We start from the raw sequence: 22,254 nt of genomic DNA, 5'->3' as shown, positions 1-22,254 counted from the left end.
AATACTTCTGCGTTCTCAGAACAGCTCGGGCGCAAGGGCCATCACACTGTCATCACCACCGGCCAGCTGACTCAAATGGAAATCGGCTTTGGCCAACAATTTGGCAAAGTAGAACTCCTTCAGTTGGTTCTTGACCTCGGCAAAGCCTGGCTCAAGGGTATTATCGGTTGCAGCGAGTGCCTTATCTGCCATCAACAGCCACAGGTAACCGTAGAGTATGTAACCAAAGGCATCCAAGGCTTCAACCGCCAAGGCGTTAATAAGCGCAGGCTTATCGCCTTTTTGCTCGTTAATAGCGGCAATCGCGCTGGCGAACTGGTCAAACAGGCTTTCAACGCGCTGTTTCTGCTCACTTGATACTTGTCCAAAAGTCGCCATATCAACCTTGATATCGGCGATAAACTCATTCAAGGTTGCCAAGCGATCACCTGTCAGCTTGCGCCCCAAAAAGTCGATGGCCTGAATACCATTGGTGCCCTCATAAATCTGGGCGATACGGGTATCACGCACCAATTGCTCTATGCCGGTCTCACGAATATAGCCGTGGCCACCGAATACCTGCTGCGCCAATATGGTAGCGTCCAGACCGCGATCGGTCAGGAACGCCTTAGCGACCGGAGTCAAGAGACCCACGTAACGACTGGCTTTGGCTTTAATCGCTTCATCTTCGGCAAACTTGGCCAGATCCAGCTGTTTACCTGTGAGCATAGCCAAGGCCCTACCCGCTTCTGTCATGGCGCGGATATTCAGCAGCATGCGCCTTACGTCGCCATGTACCAAAATAGGATCTGAATCGCTGCCGGTGGGTGAGCCACCGGCGGCGACGCCCTGGAGGCGCTCTTTGGCATAATCGGCCGCCATCTGATAAGCGCCCTGAGCACTGCCAAGCCCCTGGATACCTATGGACAGACGTTCATAGTTCATCATGGTGAACATGCACACCAGGCCACGATTGGGCTCGCCGATAAGATACCCCTCGGCATCATCAAAATTCATCACACAAGTCGCCGAACCCTTGAGACCCATCTTGTGCTCGATGGCACCGACGGTTACACCGTTGGCTGCGCCCAAACTGCCGTCATCGGCCACTTTGAACTTAGGTACCAGGAATAGCGAGATGCCTTTGCTGCCGCTGATTTTGGCCAGCACCAGGTGAACCAGGTTCTCGGTCAAGTCCTGATCGCCACCTGTGATGAAAATTTTTGAACCACTGATAAGGAAACTGCCGCTGTCAGTTGGTTCAGCGCGGGTGCGGATATTACGCAAGTCCGAACCGGCCTGAGGCTCTGTCATATCCATGGCGCCGGCCCATTCACCTGAGTAGAGTTTAGGCAGATATTTGGCCTTGAGCTCCTCACTACCGTGGGCGTGAATACACAGTGCAGCACCTGAAGTCAGTGCACTGTAAAGTGTAAAGGCGTTACAGGCGCTATAGCCCATTTCATCGACCATGACACCGAGCATTTTCGGCATCCCCATCCCCCCCAGCTCAGGGTCGCCGCACAGCCCTACCCAACCACCGGCGGCAAACTCGGCATAAGCTTCTTTATAACCATCGGGTGTGATCACCTTGGCAGCCTCGAAACGGACTCCTTGTTCATCACCATTGCGGTTTATAGGATGAATAAGATCGCGGCACAGTTTGGCGCCTTCTTCGAGGATGGCAGCGGCAGTATCGAGATCGACCATATCGGCCATTGCCGGCAATGAAGACCAGGTTTGTTCGGCATCAAAAACATGTTCAAGCAAGAAGCGCATGTCAGTTAACGGAGCTTGGTAGGGATTCATCTAAAGACTCTTAAACGTTGGATTTAAACACTTGTTTCAATCTAACTCAGTTAACGCAGTAATACAATGCGCCAAAGGTAGAATTACCGAGGCGATATCCACAGAAATGAGGGTTTTATGGGTATAATCATATTCTGATTATCAAGCACAACGACCAAACCCAAAGCGGATATCCCCTGCCGCTTTCCGCCGGGCCACTCTTCAGTCTCATCAAGTAGTTACAGTCAAAACTGTCGCATTGAGTTGTGAAATCTATTCATATCCCTTTTCATGGAGATATTCAGCCAAAAGTTGCTCTGTTTGTTGCTGCTGGGTCGCTTGCCAGCCATCTTCATGGACAGCCAACTCAAGTGGTCGCCGTGGCAACCAGCCTTTACGTTCAAGCTCAGGGATATCGCTAAAGGCACTCACACGACCCAGACATAGATAGGCGATAATTCTTATCTGCTCCGGGATCCCCAATGTCTCACGCAGCACTTCATCATCGAGAATACTGACCCAACCCACTCCAAGACCTTCCGCTCTGGCAGCAAGCCACAGATTTTGCACGGCACAAACCGCACTGTAGTTGTCCATTTCCGGTTTGATGGTGCGCCCAAGTACCACAGGCCCGCTGCGGGTTGGGTCGCAAGTCACGCAGATACCCAAAGGCGCTTCAACAATACCTTCTAGTTTTAGTCGCTGATAATGGCGTCGTCTTTCACCACTGAACTGCTCGGCAGAACGCGCATTGGCAGCGTCAAACCCTTCTTTAATTGCCTGGCGCTTGGCGTCACTACGCACCAGAATAAAGTCCCAAGGCTGCATAAAGCCAACGCTGGGCGCATGGTGCGCGGCATCAAGGATCCGCTGTAAACTATCCTCGGCAACCGGTTTTGACAAAAATTGGCTACGTACGTCACGACGGGCAAATATCGCCCTGTAGAGGGCTTCTCTTTCTTGCAGAGAAAACGCCTGTGCTTCGGAGGAGACGGTAAAATCAGACATGGTTCACCTCTTTGATGACTGCTGTGCCCGGACTATAGCAGGCATTTTACTGATTGGGCCAATCCGACGTTCGCGGATTTGATGCCATATCAGCAAGCGCTTTATGGAAAAATACCAGGTCGTTTGAATGACCCGGTATTTTCAATACTGTTCAAGGCAAAGGTTCAGGCTTTATCAGACACTCACTTCTCCACGATCTTGTTTATTGTCCGTGCCGCCGGCTTTTCCATCTTCATTGCTGTTCTTGCCTTGTTCACCAGATGCCGTTAATGCGGCTTGCTGCTCTTTTGCTTCCAGCTCCTTGGCCTTTTGCTCGGCTTCAGCCCTTGCCTGCTTGAGGGTTTCTTCAGCTTCCTTGAGTGCTGAAGCTTCTGCCATCGCCTCTTTAGGGATAAGGCTGATAAGTTCAATTCCCGTTGGCAAGTCTGTCGTGTTACCGGTCAACATAGTGACCTTGCCGTTTTTCAAATACATCAGTGGTACTACAGTTTCACCATAACGACGGTAAAAATCTTTGTAGCCGAAGCTCTCCGTCAGATTAGTGCTCTTAAGCACTCCGCCCTTAGACATCAAGCTGGCCAGTTTGGCGTAGGAAACTGTTTCCCCGAATAGGCACATACGCTTCAAGTAAGATTCAGATAACTGATGGCGAGCGCTGGTACCGTTGTTCTCCGAGTTACTGAGACCATAAACCTTCTTCTGCCCGAGGATATCCTGGAAATGGAAATAGACCAAAGGATTGAGCTGACGATATGGAGACAGGATCAACACCTTGCCGATGCCGGTCAAATCCAGATAGGTGTCGGCATGTTCGGAAGCCGGGTTGCCAAAGTAAACCGGAATATTATCCATCCGTGCCAAACGAATGTTATCCCAGTTACTGTCGGCAAGGATCACCTTGATATCCTTACCCTTGAGCACCTTGGCCAGCTCCCGGGAAAACTTGGAAGCGCCAAAGATAAGCAGGCCGCGGGCAGACCCCGCTTGAACCCCAAGCATATTGGCCCAACGTCTGGCCGTGAGTGACTGGATCACAACCGTGCCTATGATGATTAAGAACACCAACGGCACTATAGTTTCAGCCCCGGGCACTTGCATCTTCTCCAGTTTGATGGCAAACAGTGATGACACGGCCGCCGCTACTATCCCTCTTGGTGCCACCCAGCTCAAAAACCACTTTTCTGGGCTGCTAAGAGACGTCCCTATACCAGAGATCCAGATACTCAAGGGCCTAGCCACCAAGAGTACCACTGCCAGTACCCCAAGACCGCCCAGCCCTAAGTCGAGCATGGCAGATGAGTCCAACCTGGCGGCGAGCAAAATAAACAGCGCCGAGATAAGCAGTACCGTGAGAGTCTCTTTAAACTCAAGAATATCGGCAATATCCACACCGCGCATATTGGCCAGCCAAATCCCCATTACTGTCACTGTCAGCAGGCCGGACTCCTCCTGTAGCAGGTTCGAGCCGACAAAGACCCCGAGCATTATGGTTAACACTGCCGTATTAGTGAGATAATGAGGCAAGAGGTTACTTCTCAGCATCCGGCCAACAAGATAACCGGCCAGAGCCCCCAGGCCCAGGCCTATCCCCAGCATGGAGCCGAGCGCCAGCAGTACATGCGCCGTCTGCCCGGCGCTGACAGTAATATACTCAAACACCAATACCGCCAGCATGGCGCCTATCGGATCTATGACTATCCCCTCCCAGCGCAGAATGCTGGCCAACTGAGACTTGGGTTTAACAGTTCTGAGCATGGGGACTATTACAGTCGGGCCGGTCACCACGACCAAGGCACCAAACAGCAACGCCAGCGGCCAGTCAAAGCTCAACAAAAAATGCGCCGCCGAGGCGATGCAGCCCCAGGTAATCAATGCCCCCACAGACACTAAATGCGTCACCATCCGGCCGTGATCTTTGATCTCCTTGAAGTTGAGTGTCAACGCCCCCTCAAACAGAATCACCGCCACCCCGAGGGAAATTATCGGGAACAGCAGATCACCGAAAATCGCGTCGGGATTAAGTAAACCCAGTCCAGGCCCCAGCAATAAACCACACAATAGCAGCGGCAATATCGCCGGCAGACGCATCCGCCAGCCAATCCACTGACACGCCAGAGACAAGACTCCTATCAACGCCAGCATGGCGGTGATTTTTTCAACCATAAGTGAATCCTTTTGTTTGGCTCGCCCCGAAAGCCGTTCTACCATCAGCCCAGTAAAAGCCGCATTCGCATTATGAGCATATATGAGTTAACGAAATATGTACCAGCTTTGAATATCAATGATTTTCAAAACCCGGTTATACAAGAATAAAATCTGATAAGAACTGGAAGATGCACATAATATTAAGCAAAAGTGCTTTTCCAAGGAAGTTGATAAGGCTACAAAACTAACTTTATAAAAACAATAAGTTAACTATCGATTTTCAGTTTGCCAAGATGCAGGGTTTACCTATTTTGCGTGATTAGACAGGGAAAAGTCGTTAAGACCTTTCCCTTTTCTGACTATTCCGGCTTTATCATCTCAAAATGGCTGTAGGCCCTGGCAGTGGCTATCCTGCCCCTGGGAGTACGCTGGATAAAACCTTGCTGAATAAGAAATGGCTCCAGCACATCCTCTATGGTTTCCCGCTCTTCGCCTATAGCCGCCGCCAGGTTGTCGAGCCCCACTGGGCCGCCCATAAACTTGTCGATGATCGCCAGCAGCAACTTGCGGTCCATGTAATCGAAGCCTTCGCCGTCCACATCCAGCATATCCAGCGCTTGCTCGGCCACCAACTTGGTGATCCGGCCATCGTGTTTCACCTCGGCAAAGTCACGCACCCGTCTGAGCAGGCGGTTGGCGATCCGCGGGGTTCCGCGGGCACGGCGAGCGATTTCCCTGGCGCCGTCCGAGTCCATCTGCAGTTCCAACATCTTGGCAGAGCGGGCAACTATGGTGCTGAGGTCGTCCACATTGTAAAACTCTAGCCGCAGCGGGATCCCGAAACGAGCCCTTAACGGCGAAGTCAGCGCACCGGCGCGGGTGGTAGCGCCCACCAGGGTAAATGGCGGCAAGTCCAGTTTGATGGAGCGGGCCGCCGGGCCCTCGCCTATCATGATATCCAGCTGATAATCTTCCATCGCCGGATAGAGAATTTCTTCCACCACAGGGCTGAGACGATGAATTTCATCGATAAACAGGACATCGCCCGGCTCGAGATTGGTCAGCAATGCCGCCAGATCGCCGGCTTTTTCCAGCACTGGCCCCGAGGTGGACTTGATATTCACCCCCATCTCATTGGCCACTATCATTGCCAAGGTGGTCTTGCCAAGCCCCGGCGGGCCGTAGATCAACATGTGATCCAAGGCTTCCTGGCGGTTTTTGGCGGCTTGAATAAACACCTTGAGCTGAGCGCGAGCCTCATTCTGACCTGTATACTCGTCCAGCAACTTGGGACGCATCGCCCGATCGATAAGCTCCTCCTGAGGAGAGCTTTGGGGTTGGATCAGTCTGTCGGCCTCTATCATGCCTTTACCTTCATTCCTCAGTTATCCGCTCCATGTTACAGCATGGATTTGAGTGCGGCCTTGATCAGGGTTTCTGAATCTATGCCTTCAACAAAGGCGCTGGAAACCGCTTTGCTGGCCTGGGCGGGTTTATAACCCAAAGAGAGCAAGGCTGCAATGGCATCTTCTTCGGCGTTGTTGGGCGCTTCTGCCGGGGTAAAATTGGACTTGAGCACAAACTCACGCTCATTGCCGCTGGAGGCTTCCATCAGGCTCTTGAGCTTGTCGCGCATCTCAACCAATAAACGCTCGGCGGTCTTCTTGCCCACCCCCGGCAGTTTTACCAAAGTGGCGATATCATCGCGCTCGACACAGCTGACAAATTCCTGCGCCGTCAGCCCCGACAGTATGGTCAGCGCCAACTTGGGGCCGACCCCATTGGCCTTGATAAGTAACCTGAACAGCGCTCTTTCCTGCTTGGTAATAAAGCCATACAGCAGTTGAGCATCTTCACGCACCACAAAGTGGGTATAGAGAGTGGTGCTCTGTTGCAGTTCCGGCAACTCATAAAAGCTGGTCAGCGGCATCTGCAGTTCATAGCCGACGCCATGCACATCCAACAACACTTCCGGAGCTTGCTTTTCCAGCAATATTCCCTGTAAACGCCCTATCATCTGTATCTTCCATAGCTGCGGGCCGTTGCCCGGCCACCGAGGGCAACCAGACTCTGGCAAGTATGATAATGACACACGGCCACGGCGAGCGCATCTGCCGCATCCGCCTGCGGGGCGGCCGGCAGTTTGAGCAGCTGCTGGATCATGTGTTGTACCTGGGTTTTCTGAGCCCTGCCTGTCCCAACCACGGCGCTTTTGATCTGGGTTGCCGTGTATTCAGCCACCGGCAAATGCGCCGCTGTGGCCGCCACTATGGCCGCGCCTCTGGCCTGGCCCAATTTCAGCGCCGAATCGGCATTTTTGGCCAGAAACACTTTCTCAATGGCAAACTGCTCCGGCTGATATTGGCGGATAATCTCCGACAGGCCATCGAATATCTGTTTGAGACGGGAGGGAAGGTCCTCGCAGCTGGTGCGAATGCAACCGCTGCCGAGGTAAATCTGGTGTCTTCCCTGACACTGGATCACGCCGTAGCCAGTGATCCGCGAGCCAGGGTCAACACCTAAAATAATCGCCATAGTCCGCCTTATCAGCCGAGGCGTTCCATCACATCATCGGCAATTTCCGCGTTGTGATAAACTTCCTGAACGTCGTCGTGATCTTCCAGCGTGTCGATAAGACGCAGGAACTTGGCGGCGGTATCTTCATCCAGATCGGCCTTGGTCGATGGCACCATGGTCACTTCAGCATTCACCGCTTCAACCCCAATCGCATCCAGCGCATCTTTTACCGCACCGAAATCGGCAGGTGCAGTGTATACATCCACAGAGCCGTCATCATTACTGACCACATCCTCGGCGCCGGCTTCCAGCGCGGCTTCCATGATGGCATCCTCATCAACGCCTTCTTCGTAGCTGATAACGCCCTGCTTGGTGAACAGATACGCCACTGAGCCGTCTGTGCCCAGGTTACCACCTGACTTATTGAAGGCGTTACGTACGCCGGTCACAGTGCGGTTGCGGTTGTCTGTCATGCACTCGACCATAACGGCGGTGCCGCCTGGGCCATAACCTTCATAAACCACGGTTTCCAGCGCCTGGCCGTCGAGCTCACCGGCACCGCGCTTAACCGCACGATCGACTGTGTCACGGGTCATGTTGTTGGACAGCGCTTTGTCGATAGCGGCACGTAAACGGGGGTTGGAATCCGGATCTGAGCCACCTTCGCGGGCTGAAACTGTCAGCTCGCGGATAAGTTTGGTGAACAGTTTACCGCGCTTGGCATCCTGAGCGGCCTTGCGGTGTTTGATGTTGGCCCATTTACTATGACCTGCCATAGGTATATCTCCTCTCAATACCGGCTTAAATTCAGACCGGTAAAAAAACAGACCGAGGCTTATGCCCCGGTTTGATTCACACTTTTATGACTTCAAGCTCAGTCATTCAGACTTCAGCTTTGTCGGCGGCCTTTTCGGCAACCTTGATACCCAATTCCACCAGTTGTTGTGGATTGGCCTCACCCGGTGCATTGGTCAGCGGGCAGGCTGCGGTAGTGGTTTTCGGGAACGCCATTACGTCACGAATCGAGCTGGCGCCTGTCATCAGCATAACCAGACGGTCGAGACCGAAGGCCAAACCTGCGTGCGGTGGTGTGCCGTAGCGCAGCGCTTCCAGCAGGAAGCCGAATTTTTCTTTGGCTTCTTCATCTGTGATCCCAAGAATACGGAATACCGTGGCCTGCATCTCCTGATTGTGGATACGTACAGAGCCGCCACCGAGTTCGGTACCGTTGAGTACCATATCATAAGCGTCGGATACCGTCTCGGCCGGGTTGGCTTCCAGCTCGGCCGGAGTCACGCCCCGCGGCGCGGTAAACGGATGGTGCACTGCGTACAGGCGACCATCGGCCTTTTCGAACATAGGGAAGTCCACCACCCACAGCGGCGCCCACTCGCCCTGGAGCAGGTTGAAATCTTCACCCAGTTTCAGACGCAGCGCGCCCATGGCTTCGGCAACCACGTTGGCCTTGTCGGCACCAAACAGTATGATATCGCCGCTTTGCGCGCCGGTGCGTTCCAGCAGCGCCTTAACGATATCTTCATTGAGGAACTTGAGCACAGGTGACTGAATGCCTTCCATGCCTGCAGCCAGATCGTTGACCTTCATCCAGGCCAAACCGCGGGCACCGTAGATACCGACATATTTGGTGTAGTCGTCTATCTGCTTACGGGACAACTCGGCGCCACCCGGCACCCGGATAACCGCCACACGGCCTTCAACATCGTTGGCCGGGCCGTTGAATACCGCAAACTCAACATCCTTGACCAGATCAGCCACGTCCACCAGTTCCAGCGGGTTACGCAGATCCGGCTTGTCGGAGCCGAAACGGCGCATGGCTTCGGCATAGGTCATGGTCGGGAATTCACCCAGGTCCACGTTGAGCAGTTCGAGGAACAGACTGCGCACCATCTCCTCGGTCTTTTGCATCACCTGCTCAGAGCTCATGAAAGAGGTTTCGATATCAATCTGGGTAAATTCAGGCTGACGGTCGGCGCGCAAGTCTTCGTCGCGGAAACATTTGACGATTTGGTAGTAACGGTCGAAACCGGACATCATCAACAGCTGTTTGAACAGCTGAGGCGACTGAGGCAAGGCAAAAAACTGCCCCTTGTATGTGCGGCTTGGCACCAGATAGTCACGGGCGCCTTCCGGCGTGGCCTTGGTCAGAATGGGGGTTTCGATATCCAAAAAGCCGTTGATGTCCATAAAACGACGCACGGCACTGGTGACCTTGGCGCGGAAAATCAGTCGCTGGGCCATTTCCGGACGACGCAGATCCAGATAGCGATACTTGAGACGCTGCTCTTCGCTGTTGTTCTGGAAGTTATCCATACTCAGCGGCAGAGGGTCGGCGGCGTTGATTATAGTCAGTTCCTTACCCAGCACCTCAATTTCACCGGTACGCATATGGGCGTTGACCTGGCTGTCGGGACGGGCTCTGACCACACCTTTAACCTGGACACAGAATTCGTTGCGCAGTGTGCTGGCGACATCGAAAACCTCAGGCAAGTCCGGGTCATATACTACCTGGATCAATCCTTCACGATCCCGGAGATCCAAAAACACCACACCACCCAAGTCGCGGCTACGGTTTACCCAACCCACCAGGGTCACTTCTTGTCCAACGTGGGACTTGTTTACGTCCCCACAATAATGACTGCGCATCTGCTTTATATCCTTTATTCCGGCCTGCTGAGCTCTGGAACGATTCAACACGATAAGAGCGGCATTATAGAGAAAATCTGCCGCTTACCAAAGTACTTCACTTTCAGACGGTGAAGTATCAAACAGTTTGCTCCCTTTGACCAGTGGCTGAAACCAGGTCAAGGCACGAGCGTTCAAAATAACAACAATCAGGCACTGCGATAACAGTTACCGCCGCCCTTCTTGGCGCGATACATGAGTTGATCGGCCCGTTTGAGCAGTTCGATGGCGTTGTCACCATCCATCGGATACACGCTGATCCCGATACTGAGCGACAACTGCGCACTGATATCTTGCCACTTAAGAGGTCCTGCCAGCGATTGGATCAAGTTTTCCGCCACCTGGCAGACAGCATCGAAATCCTGAATCCGATTGAGGATCACCACAAATTCGTCGCCACCAAAGCGTACCAGGGTATCAGATTTGCGAATAACAGTAGCCAAGCGTTCCGTTACTTGTACCAGCATTCTATCCCCAACCTCATGGCCATAGGTGTCGTTAATGGCCTTAAAGCCATCGACACCCAAAAACAGCACAGCAAAGCGCTCCTGCTCTCTGGCATGTTGCAAAAACGCCTGCTCCAGCCTGTCATCGAGTAGCGCCCTATTGGGTAAGCCGGTGAGCGGATCGTGATTGGCAAGATGCTTCATCTTGAGCTCGGCCTCGCGCCTTAAGCTCGTTTCCCGGCTGAGGCGCCGATTGAGCTGCAACACCAGCAGTGCAATAAACAGCGCAATCAAGAGTGCCAGCAGAAAATAGCCAAGCCACTCCTTATATTGTTGGCTCTTGTCGGTAATCACAGTGCCAATCCATTTTTCATGGATCCTTTGCCTTTGGCTGTCATCTATACCGCTTATTACCCGGTTAATCAAAGGCATCAAAGGTTTGTAGCCTGACGTGACGCCAATATGGCTCTTTTGATCGGCCATATCGGTTATCAGGTTCATCTTCAGTGCCGGATATTGCCCGGTAGAAAGTGCCGAGGCCAGCGATATCACTTTATCGATAAAGAGATCCGCCCTTCCCTGGTTGACCGCCTCCAATCCTTCACGCATGCCGGGCACCAATACCGGGATTATCCCCTGGCTCTTGGCCATAAGTTCACCGGCGAGCTGATAACCTTCAACAATCGCCACCCGCTGGCCATTGAGTTGCCCCAGGCTATAAAGATTCAGATGATTTACAGTGGATACCATGGCCCAGGGCGATGGCCAATAACCATCGGAAAAAGCCAGCGCAGCATCTTGCTCATCCCTCGCCGCCAGGCTGGCAGCCATCACCACATCGCCGCTGCCAAGCGCCTTGAGGAGATCGCGCCACTCATCGAAAGCCACGGGCGCGAGTTTAAGCCCCAACTGTTGCGCCACCCTGGTCATCACGTCGGCATTAATTCCGGCAAACTGCCCCTGCTCATCCTTGAATTCAAAGGGCGGCCAATCCTTGAGATAACCCACTTTAAGCTCGGGCAAGCTTTCAAGATAGCGCTGCTCTACCTGAGTCAATGGCAGCCGACTCTGCTCCTTGTTGTAAACATGATCGTCACCATTGAGCATCCATTTGTTTTCCAGCGCCGCCAACTCGTCGCGGGTCAACAGATTAAAGCCCGCGCTCAGTCTTTGGGTCAGGCCATGGTCCTGCCTGCGGGTCAACACATAGATATCTGAGCTGAATTGCAAGGCTTTTGCTTGCTGGTAACCGGCCCAGAGTCCATGAGTCAACAGGTAGTGCTGAGTCCAGGCCGAGGGCGAGACGAAGCCTGAGATATCACCGCGGTCGGCGGCATTGACCATGGCATCGAGAGAGTCGAAATATTTGAGCTGTACCTTGGGCAAGGCCTGTTTCAGCTCTGTGATATAAGGTGATGACGGGAAAATGCCTAAGCGTTTGCCGTCCAAAAGTGCAGGCGAATCCACCACCTGCCCTTTGAGAAATAACCGACTGTTTTGGGTGTGCAAGTGCCAGGCACGCTTGAGTCCTGAGCTGAGGTCATCACTTTCCGGATAGCCTATATGGGCATCAACAATCCCCTGCTTGACCTGCTCCAGAGTGCTGTTCATGCTACCGGCAACAAACTCCACCGGCACCCCGGTTTTGGCAGACCATTTGTGCCAGATATCCACATACAGGCCATGGGGTAAACCATCCGGGCCAAGATCGGAAAACGGCTCCATATTCAGTGGCATGGCAACCGTGATCCCATGCTGATCGGCGCGATAGCCCAGCCAGCGCCTCTGGGTCTGGACGATAAACTCAGGAGTAATCTGGGCAAAGCCACTATCGATTTCGGCCACCAATGCCTGCCTGCCTTTGGCAACAGCCGGCGCCACCGGCGAGTGCTTTATCAGCATCCTGTTGGCGGTTGGATATTGCTGGGCAATACTGCGCGCCAATTGCCGATCACGAAGATACCCTTCCATGCCGGCAAACACCTTGATCTCTCCGCGGGATACCGCCTTGAGCAAAGCGTCGCGACCTGGGTATAAGGCAAATGACAGGCCGGACTGCTGCGCCTTAAGATCCGATTCGTGGGACGAGCCTGTGACTATCCCTATCCGATACGGCAGCAGCTCATCGAAACTGTCCTTGCGTCTTAGTTCAGAGTGCAGATAAAGGTAGGTGTCAATACGACTGATGGGCTTGGCAAATTCAAACTCGGCTTCGCGCTCCGGGGTCAGCGCCAACGCCAGGTGCACATCCGCCTTGCCTTCTTTGAGCTGTTTCAAAGAGTCGTTCCAGTGCCGTGCCACTAGTGTGATGGGTCTTTGATTGACCCGGCTCCATTCCTGCCAAAGGTCAACCAATATCCCCCGTGGCTGGCCGGCATCATCAACAAATTGGTAGGGATAGCTGTCCTCCCCCATGACGATGACAAGAGGGGGGGCAGAAGACAGATCTTGGGTGGCCGCTTCCAGCGGCAGACATACGAGCACCAACAATAGACTCAAAAGAGAGGTCAGCGATTTCAAGTGCTTATTTCCTGATAAGGCGATGTAATTATTTTGTTATTCCCGCATCATTAGACAAAAAATTTGCGTCAATTACCAGAGCACACTTGCTGCTTTCAGGCGGGATTCGGTAAAATACGTCACTGATTTTCCCGCACAAGATTTCAGATGAACACTTCTCAAGACACCATATATGCAACTGACTGCGGTCAGGTCTCAGACTTTGCTTTTGATGATAGGGTGGCCGGCGTATTCAGCGATATGATCCGTCGCTCTGTGCCGGGTTACGGCCAGATCATCAACACCATAGGCGATTTCGCCGAACGCTTTGTGACACAAGACAGTAAAGTCTATGATTTAGGGTGTTCTCTTGGCGCGGCGACTTTAAGTATTCGTAGGCGTATTGAAGGCAAGGGCTGCGAGATTATCGCCGTCGACAACTCACCGGCGATGACCGAGCGCTGTCAGGAGTATCTCAATGCTTATGTCAGCGATACCCAAGTGCAGCTTATTTGTGGTGATATTCGTGATGTCGCCATCGAAGACGCCTCCTTGGTGGTACTCAACTTTACCTTGCAGTTTCTGCCACCCGAGGATCGCGATACCCTGATCCAGAAAATATATGCCGGCTTACGCCCCGGTGGTGCCTTGGTACTGTCGGAAAAAATCCGCTTCGGCGATGAAGTTATCCAGCAAGTACTGGATGAACATCATCTGGATTTCAAACGCGCCAATGGCTATAGCGAGTTGGAGATCAGCCAAAAGCGCAGCGCACTGGAAAACGTGATGAAACCCGATCAACTCGACAATCACTACAACAGATTATCCCAGGCCGGTTTTGGCCATTACGGTGTCTGGTTCCAGTGCTTCAATTTCACATCCATGGTAGCTATCAAGTGATCAGTTTCAGTAATTTCTATCAACAGATTGCCGATTCCAATCTGCAGCATTGGCTGGAAACACTGCCGGCCAAACTCGGCGACTGGCAAAGAGAACACAAACACGGCGCCCTGCCCAAGTGGGAAAAAGTACTCGCCAAGCTCAACTACCCCACCCCCGACCGTCTGGATTTCAAAGACAGTGTCACCATAGGTTCAGGTGAGCAATTGGCAACAGGGCAGCGGGAAAAGCTGGAAAACCTGCTGCAGTTACTGCATCCCTGGCGCAAGGGACCATTTCATATTCACGGCATTCATATCGATACCGAATGGCGCTCTGATTGGAAATGGGAGCGCGTCGCGCCCCATATCAGCCCGCTGGCAGGTAGAACCGTGCTGGATGTAGGCTGCGGCAGCGGCTATCACATGTGGCGCATGTATGGTGAAGGCGCCAAAATGGTGGTCGGTGTCGATCCCTCCTCACTGTTTTTATGCCAATTCGAAGCGGTCAAACGCCTCACCGGCGGCACTCCGCCAGTGCACCTGCTGCCTTTGGGGATAGAAGAACTGCCGCCACTGGATGCCTTTGATACCGTGTTCTCCATGGGAGTGCTCTATCACAGGCGTTCCCCCATTGATCACTTGTTGCAACTACGTGATCAATTGCGAACCGGAGGTGAACTCATTTTGGAGACTTTGGTCATAGAAGGTGATGAAAATGCCGTACTGCTGCCACGGGATAGATATGGAAAGATGAATAATGTATGGTTTATCCCGTCCGTTGCCGCGTTGCAACTCTGGCTTGAGAAGTGCGATTTTCGTGAGGTTCGCTGTGTCGACGTCGATGTCACATCACTGGCCGAGCAACGCTCCACGCCCTGGATGCGCAACGAATCTCTGGTGGATTACCTCGATCCGACCGACATCAATTTAACAGTGGAAGGTTACCCCGCCCCCAAACGGGCTACCTTTATCGCGATTAAGTAAATCGAGCTCACCGAGCCCTATATAAAAGTGACGCAATCTGGAAAACAGAATACAGGAAGCAACATGTTGAAACAGACGATTTCAATCGCCGTCATGGCCTCCATGGCAACACTTGCCGGCGGCTGCGCCAGCACTCAGGAAGTGGCCAATGCCCCGGTGCCGGTCGACGCCCAGACCTTGCAGTCCAACCTCGCCTCTCAGGAAGCCAGCATAGTCAATGTGATTGCTCAGGCGCAGAATCAACAGCAACAGCATCTGGATGCCTTGAATACTCAGCTTCAGAGTTTGCAACAGCAGATGAAGAAACTGCAGCAGCCCCCCAAGGAAACCATCAAGGAAGTACAGGTGCCTGCGCCCTGCGAAGCTTCACCTATTGGCGACAAATATATTCTCGGTGAAGTCGAAAGCGTCTTTATCGATGAATTGAATGCCAGTTTCGACACCCGTATCGATACCGGCGCCGAATCTTCGTCACTCGATGCCCGCAACATAATTCTGTTTGAGCGTGACGGCGCCCAGTGGGTTAGATTCGATGTGATGATCAATGGCGCAGATGCACCGGGAAAAACCTTCGAATCCAAGGTGGTGCGTTTTGTGCGTATCAAACAAGAGGCCGATGAAAAGGACGATCGTCGTCCGGTAATCCACGCCCACCTCAAAATAGGCAAATATGCCGCTGAAACCGATCTTAACCTTACCGACCGCAGTCACCTCGAATATCCTTTGCTGCTTGGCCGCAAGTTTATGAAAGACATAGCCGTTGTCGATGTAGGCCAAGCCTATCTGCATGGCAAAGCCAAAGACTTAGTGATTTCGAGCCATAAATAGGAGCGGTAATGCATTCACGGAAACCTTTCTACCTGGTGGTAGCTCTGCTGTTTATTGTTGGGCTAAGCGCCAGTATTTATCGTGGTATTGAACACAATGTGCCCTTCCTGCCCGGTGAGCAGGTGCAAAGTTGGGCTGTCGATGCCAAGGTGAGTTTTCAGGGCACGGGTGGCCCGGCAGAAGTCTCTTTCTCCCTGCCACAAGACCCGGCATTTGAAGTCTTGATGGAAAATGCCACCTCCCCGGGTTATGGCCTGACTATCAGCAACAATGAACAGGGCCGCCGCGCGCTTTGGTCGATTCGTCAAGCCAATGGCCAACAGGACCTCTACTACAAGGTCACCCTGATCCCCACAGGCCGAGAAGAACTCAAGGCACAGGAAGAACCCCTGCCGCCGGCACCTTATATCTGGTCTGCGACCGAGAAAGCCGCCGCCGAACAGGTGATGGACGAAGCCTGGGCCCGCAGTGCCGGTAACCTCTCTTTTGCCCGTGAGATCATGCGCGCCATTGCCGGCCGTGATCGCAGTCAGAACATAGAGCTGCTGCTGTCGGCCAACTCACCCACCAAGCTGTTTGTCCATATGCTCAATAGCCGCGGTATTCCAACTCAGGAAGTCAATGGTCTGTATCTGGAAGATCAGCGTCGTCGGCAGCAACTGTCTCCCTTTGTCGAAGTCTATCAGGACGGTAAATGGCACCTGTTCGATCTGGTCAAAGGCACAGAGGGCCGTCCGGAAAACATGGTGCTGTGGGAGCGCAATGGCAAATCGGTATTGGACGTACTGGGTGGCAGCAACTCCCAGGTCAACTTCTCCATGCTGAAAGACACACGTTCAGCCCTGGCGACCTCCATTGATATGATGGCCAAAAACAGCGCCTTCGACTTCTCTCTCTACCAACTGCCGCTGGAAGAGCAGAGCCTGTTCAAGGGGATTTTGCTGATCCCCATCGGAGTGCTGATGGTGGTATTCCTTAGGGTTATCATAGGAATAAAGACTTCAGGTACCTTTATGCCTGTGCTTATCGCCCTGGCCTTTATCCAGACCACACTGCTGACCGGCCTGATAGGTTTCCTGCTGATTGTGGCCTTTGGCTTGATGATCCGCTCCTATCTATCGCATCTGAACCTGTTGCTGATTTCGCGAATATCGGCGGTGATCATAGTGGTGATAGGCATTATTGGCCTGTTTACCCTGCTGTCGTACAAGTTTGGCCTCAGTGAAGGCCTGACTATCACTTTCTTCCCGATGATCATTCTCGCCTGGACCATTGAACGTATGTCTATCCTCTGGGAAGAGGAAGGCGCCAAAGAGGTGATGGTGCAAGGTGGCGGTTCACTTCTGGTAGCCACTCTGGCTTATCTGGCCATGAGCGCCACTTGGGTACAGCACTGGGTGTTCAACTTCCTGGGTATTCATTTGGTGATCCTGGCGCTGGTGCTGCTGATGGGTCAGTACACGGGTTATCGACTGCTGGAGCTCAAGCGCTTCAAGCCACTGGCAGGAGAATAAGATGAATTTTGCCTGGCCATGGCAGCTGCGCCGCGCTGGCGTGCTGAATATGAACAAGCGCAATATCGACTATATTGGCCGCTACAATCCGCGCAAGTTTTACAAACGGGTGGACGACAAGCTCACCACCAAGCAGCTTGCGCTTGCCAATGATATTGCCGTGCCCGATCTCATAGGCGTGGTGCGCGAGCAACACGGTATCAATAGCATTCCCGAACAAGTAAAAGATCGCAGCGGCTTTGTGATCAAACCCTCCAAAGGCTCGGGCGGCAAAGGGATCTTGGTGATCACCCATGTCGAGAATGGTCGCTTCTATAAGCCCAATGGCAATGAAGTCACCCCGAGCGAGGTCGACCGCCACGTTTCCAATATCCTCAGCGGCCTGTTCTCCCTCGGTGGCAAGCCGGATGTGGCCATTATTGAGGGCTTGATTGAGTTCGATCCCGTATTCGATGGCTTCAGCTATGAAGGGGTTCCGGATATCCGCCTGATAGTGTTCAAGGGGTTTCCTGTGATGGGAATGCTCAGGTTGTCCACCGCCGCTTCCGATGGCAAGGCCAACCTGCACCAGGGCGCGGTTGGTGTCGGCTTGGATATCGCCACCGGCCGCGGTCTGCATGCGGTGCAGTTTGACTGCCCGGTCGATTTGCATCCGGACACGGGGCGTAACTTGATTGAAATCGAGGTGCCCCACTGGGATACCTTGTTGCACACGGCCTCGAGCGCCTATGAGATGTGCGAACTGGGTTATCTGGGAACCGATATGGTACTGGATCAAAACAAGGGACCACTGCTACTGGAGCTCAACGCCCGTCCCGGGCTTGCCATCCAGATAGCCAATGGCATGGGGATATTGCCAAGGCTGCAGCATGTGGAAAGAATGACGGGCAAACCCATGTCAGTGGAAGAACGGGTCGCTTATGCCAAGAAGCACTTTGCCAGCCGCTAACTCCGGCCTGAGTCAATCTCGCCTCAAGTCCAGACTGCCACTGTCGTTGTTGGCGTCCCTGCTGGCATCGACAATGGCCTCGGGCATTTCCCCTGCCCTGGCCGCGCCTGATGCCGTCCCCTTGCTGACGGCTCAATGTGTAGAATACAGCAGCAATTTTCAACCTGAATTTCAGGATCTGCAGTTGCTGGAGCGACAAACCCTCGGGCTGCACAATATCAATGACCGCCTCGGTTATTATCGGAGTTTCCCCCTGTCAGCGGCTCAGCATGAGCTGCTGTTGCAGTGTCAGTTGAAACTGGCCGACACCATGGATAGATTCCTGAGCGAACCGGCGCTGATAAGCCTGACATCCGAACTGAACCAGGATGATGAGCCACAGCTTCAAGCATTGGCCCAGAGGTTGGACTGGTTAATGCAACAACATCTGGGCATAGAGGAAAAAGCCCGTCTTCATGGCGCCCAGGCCAGCATTCGCCAGGGAATGCGCAGTGACGATCTCAAGCTGGAGTTGGGACAATGTGCCCTGCCCGGCATGCAACAGGCTCTTAACCCCGAAGAGGATTCAGCGGAGCAGGAAGCTGCTCAATCAGCCCAAAAGCCCGGCTTTTTTGCAGTCAATATCGCCTCTTACTTGATGCAACAGGCCGATAGTGATTGTCGCGCCAAGGTTTGGCGCACTTATCAGGGCCGCGCCAGATTACGCAATCAACTGCCGCTTTCATCCGTGTTTGCCCTGAGACAACAACAAGCCAAAGCGCATGGTTACCCGAGCTACAGTGATTTTATCCTCAGTTCTCAGTTGCTGAGCACGCCAAGCGATGTGGCCAAATTTCTCGATGCCAGCACCCAAAAACTGGATTACGCCCCTTGGGATCTGGGGCGCGAGTTACAGCAGGCCCAGTCAACTGAAATGGTCGCCCTCAAAGGCTCTGAAGTACTAAAAGCCCTGTTTGACCATCTCAAACCGCTGGGATTAACCACAGAGCAGATTAACGACGACTGGCTCAGGGTGTATCACCATGGTCGGCTGCTGGGTGAACTGCTTATCAGCGAAGGCAAACACAACCGCCACAAAATGCTGCGCCGCGCCGTTGTCGGCCAACAAACCGGCCAGAGCGAGCTGGTGCTTAAGCCTCAGCAAGTGAAGCTCAAGGACTATCAGACCGCAGTTTCTTCCCTGAGCGCCGCCATAGCCCAACTCAGTGGCGGCGGTCGTTACTATCTCAATAACAGTCTGGAGTTGCCTCAGGATGGCGCCGGAGTGGGCAAAGCCTGGCTTGAGCGCTATCTGAGCGGCGCCTTTGCATTTTCACTCAAGCCGGCTCCCGGCTCGCGCGAACAACTGGCCGAAGAATACCAGCAGCAGCTCAAGGTGTTTCGTGCCAAAGTGGCCCTCGCCAGCTTTGAAGCCTTTGGCAACAGCCAATACCCACAGCTGCACAAGGCGTTTGAAGCCAGTTTTAATGGCTCTTGGCCCGAAGTCAGTGACTATAGCTACAGCTTTGGCGCCATCAGCGATCAGGGGCCGCTCTATTATCTCGGGCTCTGGCAACAACAGCTTGCCAAAGCCATAGATGTTCACACCCGGGGCTGCAACCCGGCGCAACTATTTGATCTCTTGCTGGTCAACGAATCAGCCCAACCTATGGTCGCCCGTTTGCAAAGCCTGTTTGGCGCTGCCGATGCGGCCACACTCATCCGGAGGATACGCGATGCCAATACTCAAGAGAACCGGTCAACTGACACTTGCCCTCTGCCTGGGAGTGATGAGCAGTACGCTGGCCGCCAAGAGCCAGCCCAGCGCTGACGAGGTTTATCAACGCATTCAGCAGAATCTGGAGCAGCATCTCTACCAGCTGCCACCCAGGGTGCAGGGTCATTACGGGATCCGTCTCTATCGGATGACAGGTGACGAGCAGTACGCCAACGCCGCCTTGGTGGATCTGTTTGCGGTTACTGAAGCGCAAAGCTTTTATGCCTGCCAACTGGACGACCCTGAATTTGTCAAAAGTGAATCACTCAAGGCAATATCCCAACTGGGCAATGGCCCCCGGGCCAAGGCACGCAAAAAAGCGCTCAAACCCTTCCCCGAATTTCTGTTTTATACCGATGTGCTGCTGCGCTACGCCAGCCGTATAAATGAGTTTGGTTTTACCGGCCCCTGCCACGACAAGTTGCTCAAAGGGCTCAAAAGTACAGATCTGGAGCACGGCCTGACCGACGAAGCCATGATTGAAGCCTGGGCGGCGCAGCTGATCAATTATGTTTACTGGGCCAAGCAACTTGGTGTTGGCGATTACCTGGAAGACTACAAAGCCGCCTTCAAACGTGTCTACCCGGATGCCGAGGATGGCAAGCTCAGTAAGGCACAATATCGCAATAAGCTCTATGGCCTGACTCACTTTATCTTCGCCGCCAGTGAATACTATCAGCACCCGGTAGATGCCAAGGAGTTCGCCTGGATCCTCGACTACTTCGAAGCCAACCGCCAGCGGATCCTCAGTGATGCCACCGACGATATTATTGCCGAAGTAGGAATAAGCTATTTGCTCGCCGGCAAGGACAAAGATCATCCCATGGTGAAAGCCACCCAGGCGCACATCATCAAGTCCTTCGATCCTGAGGTGGACTTTATTCGCTCCCCCAAAGGTAACCCGGCGCTGGCCTTGGGGGAACACCGTAATGTGCTGGCGATGATGCTGCTCAAATGGCCGGAAAAACTGCATAAAGGCCCCTATTTGAGTGAACTCAAGGCGACCCGGAAATACCTGCCGATGCAGGTGACGCCACTCGAGTCGGTCAAACAGGCGACCGAGTCGACGAAAAAGGCTAAATAGTTTGAAAAACTGGCAGTTTCCACCCATGATAGGCCGAAATCTGACGAGTTTTTAGAAAATGAACAGACCCAAGTCCACATTGGAACAGTGGCGGATCCTGCAGGCCGTCGTCGACTTCGGTGGTTACGCCCAGGCCGCCGAGCAGCTCAACAAGAGCCAATCATCCCTCAACCATGCTGTGGCCAAGCTGCAGCATCAGTTGGGGATCCAACTCCTCGAAGTGCGTGGCCGCAAGGCCTATCTGACCGAATGCGGCGAAGTATTGCTGCGCCGCTCTCGTCACGTCACTCAGGCTGTGGGGGAATTGGAGCAGCTCGCCAGCAATCTGGAACAGGGCTGGGAGCCGAGTCTGAGTATCGCCAGGGAGCTGGTCTACCCCATGGAAACCCTGACCGAGGCGCTGGCCGCCTTTCTGCCCCAGAGTCGCGGAACCCGGGTCACAGTGCGGGACACTGTGATCAGCGGTACTCAGGAGATGATCAAAAACCATCAGGTGGATATTGCGATTTGCGGTACCCCGCCCATGGGGTATATCTCAGAGCCCCTTTGCGACTTGGACTTCTACCTGCTCTGCCACCCTTCCCATCCGCTGGCGGCTCAAGTGGAAATTGAAGACGACAGAGTGCTGGCCCAGCATCTGCAAATTGTGATCAAAGATACCGGCGTCAATAGTCAGCAGGAAATCGGCTGGCTCAAGGCCGAGCAGCGCTGGACCGTCAGCAACTTCCACGAAGCCAAGGTGATCCTGGCCAAAGGCATAGGTTTTTGCTGGATCCCGGCGCATCTGGTCAAGCAGGAGCTGGAAAATGGAGAGTTGGTACGGCTCAGTCTCAAAGGTTCCAGCAGCCGCAAGATACTGCTCAGTCTGGTGGTGCCACAGAGAGATAAACAAGGCCCGGCCTGTAAGCTGCTGGAATCACTGATCCTGGCTCAACATAAATCTGGCTCAGTATAAATCTGAGCTCATTATAAAGAGTAAGAAACGGAGCAACTTCATATTTACCCTGTGTCCGTAAGGTATGACGTCACAAATATCAGTTAGAAAAAGACTCGAACAGCTCCGGAAGCACACTATAGTGCTTGTTTTTCACACAGTATTATTGAGGTTTTGACAAAAACCTCGGAAATTTGAAGATAATCTGGCGCGTGATTTCTGTAATATCACAGAAAGTA

General features: G+C 53.3%; 17 protein-coding genes. 8 read left to right on the top strand and 9 right to left on the bottom strand.

Features of this window, described 5'->3' with window-relative positions; genetic code table 11:
* Window positions 1–15 precede the first annotated feature (15 nt).
* The 9 genes from ACMHXH_RS01980 to ACMHXH_RS01940 all read right to left on the bottom strand — a co-directional run bounded on the left by ACMHXH_RS01980 (window position 16) and on the right by ACMHXH_RS01940 (window position 13,097).
* Complete coding sequence (locus ACMHXH_RS01980) at window positions 16–1,788, bottom strand: acyl-CoA dehydrogenase family protein (RefSeq protein WP_071476680.1); 1,773 nt, start codon at window positions 1,786–1,788, stop codon at window positions 16–18.
* Between the two features lie 252 nt (window positions 1,789–2,040).
* Window positions 2,041–2,775, bottom strand: coding sequence for a 5,6-dimethylbenzimidazole synthase (gene bluB / locus ACMHXH_RS01975; RefSeq protein WP_071476681.1), 735 nt, complete (start codon window positions 2,773–2,775; stop codon window positions 2,041–2,043).
* 174 nt (window positions 2,776–2,949) lie between these two features.
* Window positions 2,950–4,938: a cation:proton antiporter gene (locus tag ACMHXH_RS01970; RefSeq protein ID WP_071476682.1), complete on the bottom strand. Its 1,989-nt coding sequence runs from the start codon at window positions 4,936–4,938 to the stop codon at window positions 2,950–2,952.
* A 341-nt stretch (window positions 4,939–5,279) separates the two neighbouring features.
* A complete protein-coding gene (ruvB, locus tag ACMHXH_RS01965; protein ID WP_039032912.1) occupies window positions 5,280–6,284 on the bottom strand; it encodes a Holliday junction branch migration DNA helicase RuvB in 1,005 nt (334 codons plus the stop codon).
* A 35-nt stretch (window positions 6,285–6,319) separates the two neighbouring features.
* On the bottom strand, window positions 6,320–6,937 hold the full coding sequence (gene ruvA / locus ACMHXH_RS01960; RefSeq protein WP_039032911.1) for a Holliday junction branch migration protein RuvA: 618 nt from the start codon (window positions 6,935–6,937) through the stop codon (window positions 6,320–6,322).
* Complete coding sequence (gene ruvC, locus ACMHXH_RS01955) at window positions 6,934–7,455, bottom strand: crossover junction endodeoxyribonuclease RuvC (protein WP_039032910.1); 522 nt, start codon at window positions 7,453–7,455, stop codon at window positions 6,934–6,936. The genes ruvA and ruvC overlap by 4 nt, the downstream gene beginning before the upstream one ends.
* 11 nt (window positions 7,456–7,466) lie before the next feature.
* Window positions 7,467–8,213, bottom strand: coding sequence for a YebC/PmpR family DNA-binding transcriptional regulator (locus ACMHXH_RS01950; protein WP_039032909.1), 747 nt, complete (start codon window positions 8,211–8,213; stop codon window positions 7,467–7,469).
* A gap of 106 nt (window positions 8,214–8,319) precedes the next feature.
* Window positions 8,320–10,101: an aspartate--tRNA ligase gene (gene aspS, locus ACMHXH_RS01945; protein WP_335911698.1), complete on the bottom strand. Its 1,782-nt coding sequence runs from the start codon at window positions 10,099–10,101 to the stop codon at window positions 8,320–8,322.
* 188 nt (window positions 10,102–10,289) lie between these two features.
* Window positions 10,290–13,097 (bottom strand): diguanylate cyclase domain-containing protein, encoded by a 2,808-nt coding sequence (locus tag ACMHXH_RS01940; RefSeq protein ID WP_412513576.1) that lies wholly within the window; start codon window positions 13,095–13,097, stop codon window positions 10,290–10,292.
* A gap of 156 nt (window positions 13,098–13,253) precedes the next feature.
* Between ACMHXH_RS01940 and cmoA the strand changes: the two genes are divergently transcribed.
* From cmoA to ACMHXH_RS01900, 8 genes are all read left to right on the top strand, one after another.
* Window positions 13,254–13,985 carry a carboxy-S-adenosyl-L-methionine synthase CmoA gene (gene cmoA / locus ACMHXH_RS01935; protein WP_039032907.1) on the top strand — a complete coding sequence of 244 codons (732 nt, stop codon included), beginning with the start codon at window positions 13,254–13,256 and terminating at the stop codon, window positions 13,983–13,985.
* Window positions 13,982–14,950, top strand: a complete 969-nt coding sequence (cmoB, locus tag ACMHXH_RS01930; RefSeq protein ID WP_039032906.1) for a tRNA 5-methoxyuridine(34)/uridine 5-oxyacetic acid(34) synthase CmoB — start codon at window positions 13,982–13,984, stop codon at window positions 14,948–14,950. The genes cmoA and cmoB overlap by 4 nt, the downstream gene beginning before the upstream one ends.
* A 63-nt stretch (window positions 14,951–15,013) precedes the next feature.
* On the top strand, window positions 15,014–15,778 hold the full coding sequence (locus ACMHXH_RS01925; protein WP_039032905.1) for an ATP-dependent zinc protease: 765 nt from the start codon (window positions 15,014–15,016) through the stop codon (window positions 15,776–15,778).
* An 8-nt stretch (window positions 15,779–15,786) separates the two neighbouring features.
* Window positions 15,787–17,292 (top strand): inactive transglutaminase family protein, encoded by a 1,506-nt coding sequence (locus tag ACMHXH_RS01920; protein ID WP_039032904.1) that lies wholly within the window; start codon window positions 15,787–15,789, stop codon window positions 17,290–17,292.
* A 1-nt stretch (window position 17,293) separates the two neighbouring features.
* Window positions 17,294–18,241 (top strand): alpha-L-glutamate ligase-like protein, encoded by a 948-nt coding sequence (locus ACMHXH_RS01915; RefSeq protein WP_025009688.1) that lies wholly within the window; start codon window positions 17,294–17,296, stop codon window positions 18,239–18,241.
* The gene (locus ACMHXH_RS01910; RefSeq protein ID WP_221052858.1) at window positions 18,213–20,051 is read left to right on the top strand and encodes a M3 family metallopeptidase; all 1,839 of its coding nucleotides are present in this window, start codon (window positions 18,213–18,215) and stop codon (window positions 20,049–20,051) included. The genes ACMHXH_RS01915 and ACMHXH_RS01910 overlap by 29 nt, the downstream gene beginning before the upstream one ends.
* Window positions 20,011–21,081 (top strand): DUF3541 domain-containing protein, encoded by a 1,071-nt coding sequence (locus ACMHXH_RS01905; RefSeq protein WP_335911700.1) that lies wholly within the window; start codon window positions 20,011–20,013, stop codon window positions 21,079–21,081. The genes ACMHXH_RS01910 and ACMHXH_RS01905 overlap by 41 nt, the downstream gene beginning before the upstream one ends.
* A gap of 58 nt (window positions 21,082–21,139) precedes the next feature.
* The gene (locus tag ACMHXH_RS01900) at window positions 21,140–22,036 is read left to right on the top strand and encodes a LysR family transcriptional regulator (protein ID WP_028779246.1); all 897 of its coding nucleotides are present in this window, start codon (window positions 21,140–21,142) and stop codon (window positions 22,034–22,036) included.
* Window positions 22,037–22,254: the final 218 nt, after the last annotated feature.

Origin of the sequence: Shewanella sp. BJSY2023SW001 (assembly GCF_047314685.1) — a bacterium.
Classification (GTDB): Bacteria; Pseudomonadota; Gammaproteobacteria; order Enterobacterales; family Shewanellaceae; genus Shewanella; species Shewanella indica.
Note: the sequence above shows the minus strand (reverse complement) of the source record. Positions and strands in the feature narration are given on the sequence as shown.

Coding starts and splice junctions, on each gene's coding strand:
- ACMHXH_RS01980 (WP_071476680.1), bottom strand. CDS start 1,788: ATGAATCCCTACCAAGCTCCGTTAACTGACATGCGCTTCTTGCTTGAA.
- bluB (WP_071476681.1), bottom strand. CDS start 2,775: ATGTCTGATTTTACCGTCTCCTCCGAAGCACAGGCGTTTTCTCTGCAA.
- ACMHXH_RS01970 (WP_071476682.1), bottom strand. CDS start 4,938: ATGGTTGAAAAAATCACCGCCATGCTGGCGTTGATAGGAGTCTTGTCT.
- ruvB (WP_039032912.1), bottom strand. CDS start 6,284: ATGATAGAGGCCGACAGACTGATCCAACCCCAAAGCTCTCCTCAGGAG.
- ruvA (WP_039032911.1), bottom strand. CDS start 6,937: ATGATAGGGCGTTTACAGGGAATATTGCTGGAAAAGCAAGCTCCGGAA.
- ruvC (WP_039032910.1), bottom strand. CDS start 7,455: ATGGCGATTATTTTAGGTGTTGACCCTGGCTCGCGGATCACTGGCTAC.
- ACMHXH_RS01950 (WP_039032909.1), bottom strand. CDS start 8,213: ATGGCAGGTCATAGTAAATGGGCCAACATCAAACACCGCAAGGCCGCT.
- aspS (WP_335911698.1), bottom strand. CDS start 10,101: ATGCGCAGTCATTATTGTGGGGACGTAAACAAGTCCCACGTTGGACAA.
- cmoA (WP_039032907.1), top strand. CDS start 13,254: ATGAACACTTCTCAAGACACCATATATGCAACTGACTGCGGTCAGGTC.
- ACMHXH_RS01925 (WP_039032905.1), top strand. CDS start 15,014: ATGTTGAAACAGACGATTTCAATCGCCGTCATGGCCTCCATGGCAACA.
- ACMHXH_RS01920 (WP_039032904.1), top strand. CDS start 15,787: ATGCATTCACGGAAACCTTTCTACCTGGTGGTAGCTCTGCTGTTTATT.
- ACMHXH_RS01915 (WP_025009688.1), top strand. CDS start 17,294: ATGAATTTTGCCTGGCCATGGCAGCTGCGCCGCGCTGGCGTGCTGAAT.
- ACMHXH_RS01910 (WP_221052858.1), top strand. CDS start 18,213: ATGCCAAGAAGCACTTTGCCAGCCGCTAACTCCGGCCTGAGTCAATCT.
- ACMHXH_RS01905 (WP_335911700.1), top strand. CDS start 20,011: ATGAGCAGTACGCTGGCCGCCAAGAGCCAGCCCAGCGCTGACGAGGTT.
- ACMHXH_RS01900 (WP_028779246.1), top strand. CDS start 21,140: ATGAACAGACCCAAGTCCACATTGGAACAGTGGCGGATCCTGCAGGCC.